At 71.9% G+C, this 9,371-nt stretch carries 6 protein-coding genes; all 6 read left to right on the top strand.

All coding sequences use genetic code 11. The features are described 5' to 3' along the window. Nucleotides 1-192: 192 nt before the first annotated feature. The 6 genes from ACFWNV_RS17930 to galE all read left to right on the top strand — a co-directional run bounded on the left by ACFWNV_RS17930 (nt 193) and on the right by galE (nt 8,991). Nucleotides 193-1,521 (top strand): acyltransferase, encoded by a 1,329-nt coding sequence (locus ACFWNV_RS17930; protein WP_383947446.1) that lies wholly within the window; start codon nt 193-195, stop codon nt 1,519-1,521. Between the two features lie 28 nt (nt 1,522-1,549). Further along, nucleotides 1,550-3,349: an ABC-F family ATP-binding cassette domain-containing protein gene (locus ACFWNV_RS17925; protein ID WP_383947443.1), complete on the top strand. Its 1,800-nt coding sequence runs from the start codon at nt 1,550-1,552 to the stop codon at nt 3,347-3,349. Nucleotides 3,350-3,500: 151 nt separating this feature from the next. After that, complete coding sequence (locus ACFWNV_RS17920; protein WP_383947440.1) at nt 3,501-5,183, top strand: PQQ-binding-like beta-propeller repeat protein; 1,683 nt, start codon at nt 3,501-3,503, stop codon at nt 5,181-5,183. A 97-nt stretch (nt 5,184-5,280) separates the two neighbouring features. Continuing rightward, complete coding sequence (locus ACFWNV_RS17915; RefSeq protein WP_383947436.1) at nt 5,281-7,047, top strand: PQQ-binding-like beta-propeller repeat protein; 1,767 nt, start codon at nt 5,281-5,283, stop codon at nt 7,045-7,047. Between the two features lie 138 nt (nt 7,048-7,185). Beyond that, a complete protein-coding gene (locus tag ACFWNV_RS17910) occupies nt 7,186-7,875 on the top strand; it encodes a response regulator transcription factor (RefSeq protein ID WP_383947454.1) in 690 nt (229 codons plus the stop codon). A gap of 168 nt (nt 7,876-8,043) precedes the next feature. Continuing rightward, the gene (galE, locus tag ACFWNV_RS17905) at nt 8,044-8,991 is read left to right on the top strand and encodes a UDP-glucose 4-epimerase GalE (RefSeq protein WP_383947452.1); all 948 of its coding nucleotides are present in this window, start codon (nt 8,044-8,046) and stop codon (nt 8,989-8,991) included. Nucleotides 8,992-9,371 lie beyond the last annotated feature (380 nt).

Below are 9,371 nucleotides of genomic sequence, written 5' to 3'. Positions count from 1 at the left end.
GGGTATATCCAGCCCCTCCGGCGTTTGAGGAGCGGGGTCCGGGGCGGAGCCCCAGGGGGTCCGGGCGCAGCCCGGGGAACGGGCGAAGGGCGGGTAGGGGACTTCGCCCCGCGCAGCGGGCTCCGGGTACCTAGGGGGGGACTGAGTACCCGCGCCCTGTTGCCCGGCGGGCCCCCGCGGGAGCGTAGGGGCATGGGAGCCAGCGCAAGCGACATCGCCGCAGTCACCCCCGCCACGCGGGACCGATACGTCGACCTGCTCCGGGTCGCCTCGCTCGGGACCGTCATCGCCGGGCACTGGCTGATGGCCGCCGTCGGCACCGACGGCATAGGGAATCTGCTCGCCGTGGTGCCGCCGCTCCAGGTGCTCACCTGGGCGCTCCAGGTGATGCCGGTGTTCTTCTTCGTCGGAGGGTTCTCGCACGCCCTGTCCTATCGTTCCCTCGCGCGCCGCACCGAGGGCCCCGTCTACGCCGCCTTCGTGCGGGCCCGGCTGCGCCGCCTGCTGCGGCCGACCCTCGTGTTCGTGGCCGTCTGGACCGCCGCGGCCCTCACCGCGCAGCTGCTCGGCGCGGGCGGCGGGCGGCTGTCCGGGGCGGCGTTCCGGCTGGTCACGCAGCCGCTGTGGTTCATCGGGATCTACCTCGCGATGGTCGCCCTGACCCCGCCCCTGCTGAAGCTGCACGAGCGCTACGGCTGGGCCGCCTTCGGGGCGCTGGCCGCGGCCGCCGCCGCCGTGGACCTGCTGCGCTTCGCGGGCGGTGTCCCGTACGCCGAGTTCCTGAACTTCGCCTTCGTCTGGCTGGCCGTCCACCAGCTGGGCTTCCTGCGCGCCGACGGGAGGCTCCGCCGCCCCGGCGTCCTCGCCGCCGCCGGGCTCGCGGGGGCCGTGGCGCTGGTGGCGTACGGGCCGTACCCGCTGTCCATGGTCGGGATGCCGGGGGAGAAGGTCTCCAACATGGCCCCGCCCACCCTCGCCCTGCTCGCGCACGGGATCTGGCTCGTGGGCGCCGTGGAGCTGCTCAGGGCCCCCGCCGCGGCATGGCTGGCCCGGCCCCGGGTCTGGCGCCGGGTGGTCGCCGCCAACGGGGTCGCCATGACGGCCTTCCTCTGGCACCTCACCGCGATGCTCGCCGTGTACGCCGCCCAGCTCGGCCTGGGCATCGCCCTGCCCGAGCCCGCCGGGGCGGCCTGGTGGGCCCAGGTCCCGGTCCGGTTCCTTGCCGCAGCAGCGCTGACCGGCGTGCTCGTCGCGGTCTTCCGGCGCTTCGAGGCACCCTCCGCGCACACCGGGAACACCGCGGACCCCGGCTCCGGCCCCCGCGCCGCCCTCGGCACCGCCCTGTGCCTCCTCGGCGTCCTCGGGCTGTCCACGACCGGTCTCGGCGGGCTCCTGGAAGGCCACAGCGCCACCCTGATCGCGCTCCCGGTGACCGCGCCCGCCGCGATCGGCATGGCGCTGGGCGGCTGGCTTCTGGTGGAACGGTCCGGCACTTCGCGGAGGGTTAGGCTGAGGGGCTGATCCACACCCCTTCCCTGGAGCGCTCCTGATGGCCGTCAACCTGGTCAATGTCGAGGCAGTCAGCAAGGTGTACGGAACCCGTACCCTGCTCGACGGCATCTCCCTCGGCGTATCCGAGGGGGACCGGATCGGTGTCGTAGGCCGCAACGGCGACGGCAAGACCACCCTCATCCGCATGCTCGCCAAGCTGGAGGAGCCCGACAGCGGCCGGGTCACCCAGAACAGCGGCCTGCACATGGGCGTGCTCACCCAGCACGACTCCCTCGACCCCAAGGCCACCGTCCGCCACGAGATCATCGGGGACATGGCCGACCACGAGTGGGCCGGCAACGCCAAGATCCGCGACGTCCTGACCGGCCTGTTCGGCGGGCTCGACCTGCCCGGCTTCGGGCAGGGCCTCGACACGGTCATCGGCCCGCTGTCCGGCGGTGAGCGCCGCCGCATCGCGCTGGCCCAGCTGCTCATCGCCGACCAGGACCTCCTCGTACTCGACGAGCCCACCAACCACCTGGACGTCGAGGGCATCTCCTGGCTGGCCAAGCACCTCCAGGAACGCCGCTCCGCACTCGTCTGCGTCACCCACGACCGGTGGTTCCTCGACCAGGTCTGCACCCGCATGTGGGACGTGCAGCGCGGTGACGTCCACGAGTACGAGGGCGGCTACAGCGACTACGTCTTCGCCCGCGCCGAGCGCGACCGCATCGCCGCCACGGAGGAGTCCAAGCGGCAGAACCTGATGCGCAAGGAGCTCGCCTGGCTGCGCCGCGGCGCCCCGGCCCGTACCTCCAAGCCGCGCTACCGCATCGAGGCCGCCAACGAGCTGATCGCCGACGTGCCGCCGCCGCGCGACAAGTCCGCACTGATGAAGTTCGCCAACGCCCGCCTCGGCAAGACGGTGTTCGACCTGGAGGACGTGACCGTCCAGGCCGGCCCCAAGACCCTCCTCAAGCACCTCACCTGGCACCTGGGCCCCGGCGACCGCGTCGGCCTCGTCGGCGTCAACGGCGCCGGCAAGACCTCCCTGCTGCGCGCCCTCGGCGAGGCCGCCCGCACCCAGGGCGAGGTCCAGCCGGCCGCCGGCACGGTGACCGTCGGCAAGACCGTCAAGCTGGCCTACCTCTCCCAGGAGGTCGGCGAACTCGACCCGTCCCTGCGGGTCCTGGAGGCCGTCCAGCGCGTGCGCGACCGGGTGGACCTCGGCCAGGGCCGCGAGATGACGGCCGGGCAGCTGTGCGAGCAGTTCGGCTTCACCAAGGAGAAGCAGTGGACGCCCGTCGGCGACCTCTCCGGTGGTGAGCGGCGCCGGCTGCAGATCCTGCGCCTGCTGATGGACGAGCCCAACGTCCTCTTCCTCGACGAGCCCACCAACGACCTCGACATCGAGACCCTGACCCAGCTGGAGGACCTCCTCGACGGCTGGCCCGGGTCGATGATCGTGATCTCGCACGACCGGTTCTTCATCGAGCGCACCACCGACACGGTCATGGCCCTGCTGGGCGACGCGAGCCTGCGGATGCTGCCGCGCGGCCTCGACGAGTACCTGGAGCGCCGCCAGAAGATGATCGACGCGGCCGCTCCGGCGCCCGCCGCGGCCACCGCCGGAAAGTCCTCCGCCTCCGGGGACGCGCGCGCCGCGAAGAAGGAGCTGCAGAAGATCGAGCGGCAGCTCAACAAGATGACGGACCGCGAGAGCAGCCTGCACGCCCAGATCGCCGAGAACTCCACCGACTTCGACAAGGTCGCCAAGCTCGACGCCGAACTGAGGGAACTCATCTCGGGCCGGGACGAGTTGGAGATGCGCTGGCTGGAGCTCGCCGAGGACGCGTAGCCTGCGGGGCCCGCGGGCCCCAACTGGCCGATAACGGCGGCATCACGGGCCGGTTCTCCCTTGGGAACAGGGGTTGGACCGGCCCGTCCCGTGCGCGCAAGCAGTGATAGAAAGGGCTTCCTCCCACACCCGAAGCCGAAGGTATGCGCTGATGACCGAGCCGCCCCAGCCGCCGCCCCAGCCGCCGAACCCTTCCGGTTACGGGCACCTGCCCGGGCCGCCGCAGCCCGGTTACGGATTCCCGCCACAGGGCGAGAACCCGTACGCGCAGCAGGGTCCGCCGCCGGGTCCCTACGGGCAGCAGCCGCAGGGCCCGTACGGCCAGCAGCCGCCCGGGGGCTACGGTTTCCCGCCGCAGCCCCCGCACATGCCCCCCGGCGCCCCCGGCATGCCCGGCATGCCGCCGGAGCCGCCCGCCGGGCCGAAGAAGAAGCTCGCCGTGCTGATCGCGGCCGCCGTCGCCGGCGTGCTCGTCCTGGGCACCGGCGGCTACTTCCTGCTCTTCGACGGCAAGGACAAGTCCGACAAGGTGGTCGGGCAGGACACCACGCCGCCCGCCGACGACAAGGCCTCGCCCTCGGCCTCCGTGGACAAGGGCGACGGCAGCGGCAACGGCGGCGAGGAGGAACAGGACCTCAACGCCGGCCGCAAGCAGGGCGAGAGCAAGGTCCTGTGGTTCAAGAGCCGCAAGATCGACGGCCCCGGCTCGGGCGTCGACTCCCAGGGCCAGTGGATCGTCGGGGACACCGTCGTCAAAAGCCTCTGGAAGTCGGTCGTCGGCTACGGGGTCAAGGACGGCAAGGAGAAGTGGACCCTCGCCCTCCCCACCGAGATCTGCGGGGTCACCGACATGACCGCGGACGGCAAGACCGTGGTCCTGTACAAGAACGGCGAGGCCAGCGGCGCCGACTGCAACATGATGCGGATGATCGACCTGAAGGCCGGCAAGGAGGGATGGTCGAAGGAGGTGCCGAAGGAAGGCCTCTTCGACATCATGACCGCCCCCGACCTCGCCCTCACCGGTGACTCCCTCGTGGTCAACCGGATGGGCACGAGCAGCGCGTTCAAGGTCAGCACCGGGGACAAGCTCTTCGACAACAAGCGGGACGAGGGCTGCCGGCCCACCGAGTTCGTCGCCCTGAACGGGAAGATGCTCTCCGTCGCGACCTGCCAGGACGCCGACAAGACCGTCCAGGTCATGGACGCCGACCCGACCACGGGCAAGAACACCTGGATCTACAAGCTCCCCAAGGGCTTCGACGTCAAGAACGTCTACTCGCTCGACCCGATCGTCCTCGACCTCGGCAACAGCGAGGGCAAGGAGCGCTCCATCGTGGTCCTCGGACCCGACGGCAAGCAGCGCACCACCGTCTCCGGCGACGGCAGCTTCCCGGTCGGCTGCGGCGGCCTCTTCAACCACTCGATCCAGAGCTGCGGTTCCTCCTACGTGGACGCGAACACGCTCTACCTGCCCACGAAGGCCGACATCGGCAAGCCGAACGAGATCGTCGCCTTCGACCTCGGCACCGGCAAGGTCAAGTGGCGCACCCCGGCCGGCGAGGGACGCACCCTCACCCCGCTGAAGGCGGCGGGCGGCCAGGTCGTCGTCTACCGCGAGGCGGAGAACGACAAGGGCGGCGAGGTCCTCACGATCCCGGCCGCCGGGGGCACGCCCACCGCGGTCCTGCGCAACCCGTCCGGCGCCGCGGCCCCGGTGGAGAGCTCCTTCCTCTCCCCGAACGTGGACTACGTGGACGGCAGGCTGTTCGTCTCCGCCTCCCATCTGCAGGCCCAGAACAAGAGCGAGAAGTTCCTGATGGTCTTCGGCAAGTGAGCGGCCGCCCCGCAGCGAACGAGCAGCCCGCAGAACAGCCCGCCGAACAGCGCGCCGAACAGTCCGCCGAGCCGCCCACCGAGAGGCAGTAGCACCGATGAGTACCCCGCCGCCCCCCAGCCAGCCGCCGTCCGGCGGGTTCGGTGCGCCGCAGGACCCGCCGCCGGGCGGTTTCGGCAAGCCCGCGGACCAGCCCCCCGGCGGTTTCGGCGGGCCCCCGCCGGTGCCCCCGGCCATGCCGGCCGGCCCCCCGCCGCCGCCCCCGGCGCAGCCGCCGACGGTCCCGGCCGGGCAGCCCGCCGGACAGCCCTCGTACGGCTATCCGCAGGAGTCCTACGGCTACCCGCAGCAGCCCCAGCCCGTCACCGCGCCGATGTACGCGGCCCAGAGCCCGGCGGTGCCCGCCGGCGGCGGTGGCGGCGGCAACGACGTCCGCACCCAGCTGATGATCGTCGGCGCGGCCCTCCTGGCCATCGTCCTCATCGTCGGCGGCGGCTTCTGGTACGTCTCAGGCGACGACGAGGGCTCCGGCGACCAGCCCGTGGCCGACGGCAGCGCGAGCCCCGGCGCCGGCGGCGACAAGGCCCCGGGCGGCGGCGGCACCGAGAAGGTGCCCGCCAAGACCAAGTCGAAGACGCTGGTCAACGTCCCGATGCCGGAGTCCGCCGAGATCGTCCAGATCCCCGGCTCCTGGCTCACCGACACCACCTACGCCAAGTCCGACATGGGCAAGATCGTCGGCTACAACGTGGCCGACGGCGCCAAGAAGTGGGAGGTCCCGCTCGGCGCCAACGTCTGCGGCGCGAGCCGCTGGGTCTCGGACAACAAGACGGCGGTCCTCTTCGACGAGGCCCTGCCGTCGGCCGACAAGAAGTACCCGCGCTGCAACCAGGTCGGCGTCATCGACCTGAACACCGGCAAGCTCCTGTGGAAGGCCCAGACCAAGGCCGAGGGCGGCGGCGACAAGCCGATCGAGTTCGAGGAGGTCACCCTCAGCGGCCAGACCGTGGCCGCGGGCGGCCTGTACGGCGGCGCCGCCTGGAACCTCGCCGACGGCAAGGTCCTGTGGACGCCCAAGGTCAACGCCGACAACTGCAGCGACCTCGGCTACGCCGGCGGCCCGGCCCTCGCCGTGATCCGCCGCTGCGGCCGGGGCTCGGGCTACACCATGTACGCCCAGGCCCTCGACCCGGTCACCGGCGCGCAGAAGTACCAGTACAAGCTGGCCGCGGGCCTGGAGTTCGCCCAGATCGTCTCCACCAAGCCGCTGATCGTCGCGGCGGACGTCAATGACACCGCCAAGAACGCCACCGGCGTCAGCGACCTCTTCGTCCTCGACGACGCGGGCCAGCTGAAGACGCGCATCCCGCTCACCTCGGGCAACTACAACCCCGAGTGCGGCGGCACCGAGGTCGAGGACTGCACCAACATGGTCGTCGGCAACGGCAAGCTCTACCTGCCGACCGAGGAGCACAAGGGCACGACCGACTCCGGCCGCACCAACGAGATCGTCTCCTTCGACCTGGAGACCGGCAAGCTGACCGCCGACCGCGCCGACGCCGGCGAGCGCTACACCGTCTACCCGCTGCGCATGGACGGCTCCAACCTCATCGCCCACAAGTCCCCGCCGTACGACGGCGGCGGCCAGGTCGTCTCCATCGACGGCAAGACGATGAAGGAGACCCTGCTCATGCAGAACCCGGCGACCAAGGAATCGCAGCGCGCCGAGACCCAGTTCCTGCCGGAGAGCGCGGAGTACCGCTACCAGAACGGGAAGCTGTTCATCTCCCGCACGGCGGTCATGACCAAGTCCACCGTGTCCACCGACCCGTACTACAGCTTCGTCTCCTTCACCACCGGCTGAGCCGTCGCGGGCGCACGCCCGATCCAGCCGAAGCCCCCGGAAGATCCGCCCTTCCGGGGGCTTCTGCGCGGTAACCCCACCGCGTCGTCGAACAAGCGTGTAGCTTGCCGGGTCAGAAGGGCGGGGGTGGGTGCCTCAATGGGCGTACGGGTCATGGTGGTCGACGAGCACCGGCTGCTGGCCGAGGCGCTCGCCTCGGCCCTGAAACTGCGCGGACACCGGGTACTGGCCGCGGCGGCCCCGGCCGCGGGCGCCGCCGAACTGGTCATCAGCCGCGCCCCGGAGGTCTGCCTCTTCGGCACCGCCACGCCCGCCGAGCCCGGGGTCTTCGAGCCGATCGTCCGGATCAAGCGGGAGCGTCCGCAGATCGCGGTGGTCGTCCTGGGGCCGGTGCCGAGCCCGCGCGGGATCGCGGCCGCCTTCGCGGCGGGCGCCTCGGGGTACGTGCGCCACGACGAGCGCATCGAGGGCGTGGAGCGGGCCCTGGCCAAGGCCCGGGCGGGTGAAGTGGCCATCGCGCCACAGCTGTTGCAGGGGGCCTTCGCGGAGCTGCTCAACCCCGCGGCCCAGCCCGACGACGAGGGCAGCCGGCTGCTGCGGCTCCTCACCCCCCGCGAGGTGGAGGTGCTGGTCCGGGTCGCCGAGGGCGAGGACACCCGGCTGATCGCCGCCGGCATGGCCATCGCGCCGAGCACCGCGCGCACGCACGTCCAGCGGGTGCTGATGAAGCTGGGCGTGGGCTCGCGGCTGGAGGCGGCCGCGCTGGCCGCCCGTACCGGCCTGCTCGACCGGGCCGGACTGCCGCCGTCCGGGGGTGTCCGGCTCTGATCGGGGCCGGGGATTTCCCCGGCGGCGCGGATTCCGGTATGCCGGTGGGCAGCACGCGCACGGTGCGTGCTTTCCCCGGCGAGAGGCAGTAGGCACGTGAGCGAGACGGCGTCTTCCAAGGCTTCCAACTCTTCCAATTCCTCTAAGGCTTCGAAGTCCTCCAAGTACTTGGTCACCGGCGGAGCCGGATACGTGGGCGGCGTGGTCGCGGCCCATCTGCTGGAGGCGGGCCACGAGGTCACCGTCCTCGACGACCTCTCCACCGGCTTCCGTTCCGGGGTGCCGGCCGGCGCCGCGTTCATCGAGGGCCGCATCCAGGACGCCGCCGAACACCTGGACCCCTCCTACGACGGGGTGCTGCACTTCGCGGCCTCCTCGCAGGTCGGCGAGTCCGTGGTGAACCCGGGCAAGTACTGGGAGAACAACGTCGGCGGCACCCTGGCCCTGCTGGCCGCGATGCGCGGCGCGGGCGTGCGCCGACTGGTGTTCTCCTCCACCGCGGCGACCTACGGGGAGCCCGGCGACGGGCCGCTGACCGAGTCCTCGGTGACCGCCCCCACCAACCCGTACGGGGCCTCGAAGCTGGCCGTCGACCACATGATCGCGGGGGAGTGCGCGGCGCACGGCCTCGCGGCGGTCTCGCTGCGCTACTTCAACGTGGCCGGCGCCTACGGGCGGTTCGGCGAGCTGCACGACCCGGAGACCCACCTGATCCCGCTGGTGCTGCAAGTGGCCCTGGGCGAGCGGGAGTCGATCTCGGTGTTCGGCGAGGACTACCCGACCCCGGACGGCACCTGCGTACGGGACTACATCCACGTCGCCGACCTGGCCGAGGCCCACCTGGCCGCGCTGCGGGCCGCCGCCGGGGGAGAGCACCTGGTGTGCAACCTCGGCAACGGCAGCGGGTTCTCGGTCCGCGAGGTCATCGAGACGGTCCGCAAGGTCACCGGGAGGGAGATTCCCGAGGTGGTGGCTCCGCGCCGGACGGGAGATCCGGCCTTCCTCGTCGCCTCCGCCCGCACGGCCCGCGAGCGGCTCGGCTGGACCCCGACCCGCTCGGACCTCACGGGCATCGTGACGGACGCCTGGAACTTCGCCCGCACCCGCCGCGGCTGACCCCTGCCGCACGTACGCCCCTGCACCGATCTGCCCCGCCCCGCCCCGGGCGGGGGCGTGCGTGCGTTCGGGGCGCGCCCTTGGCGGGCGCTGCGCGCGGGCGCCCGGCGTGCGCACGCCGAGTGAAATACACCCCGTGCAACTGCCCGCGGCACACCACCGGACGGAACGGCGGTTCCGCTGGAGGAAAGCAGTCGATTTCAAGCCACACCCGAGCCCTTCCGGATGCGCCTCGCCGGAAAATCGCTCGGAAAACTTCTGCAATTCGGCCAACCACGAGCCGACCCCGGCCCTACGCTGATGCGTGACACCGGTGGGGGCCGGTGTTGATTCAGGGGTCGAGACAAGTCGGGTACGACGTCCGGTCCGGGGTAGTGCAG

The organism is Streptomyces sp. NPDC058401 (genome assembly GCF_042722885.1).
Classification (GTDB): Bacteria; Actinomycetota; Actinomycetes; order Streptomycetales; family Streptomycetaceae; genus Streptomyces.
Note: the sequence above shows the minus strand (reverse complement) of the source record. Positions and strands in the feature narration are given on the sequence as shown.

Excerpts from the sequence above, each read along its gene's own strand:
- ACFWNV_RS17920 (WP_383947440.1), top strand. The coding sequence starts at position 3,501 with ATGACCGAGCCGCCCCAGCCGCCGCCCCAGCCGCCGAACCCTTCCGGT.
- ACFWNV_RS17915 (WP_383947436.1), top strand. The coding sequence starts at position 5,281 with ATGAGTACCCCGCCGCCCCCCAGCCAGCCGCCGTCCGGCGGGTTCGGT.
- ACFWNV_RS17930 (WP_383947446.1), top strand. The coding sequence starts at position 193 with ATGGGAGCCAGCGCAAGCGACATCGCCGCAGTCACCCCCGCCACGCGG.
- ACFWNV_RS17910 (WP_383947454.1), top strand. The coding sequence starts at position 7,186 with ATGGGCGTACGGGTCATGGTGGTCGACGAGCACCGGCTGCTGGCCGAG.
- ACFWNV_RS17925 (WP_383947443.1), top strand. The coding sequence starts at position 1,550 with ATGGCCGTCAACCTGGTCAATGTCGAGGCAGTCAGCAAGGTGTACGGA.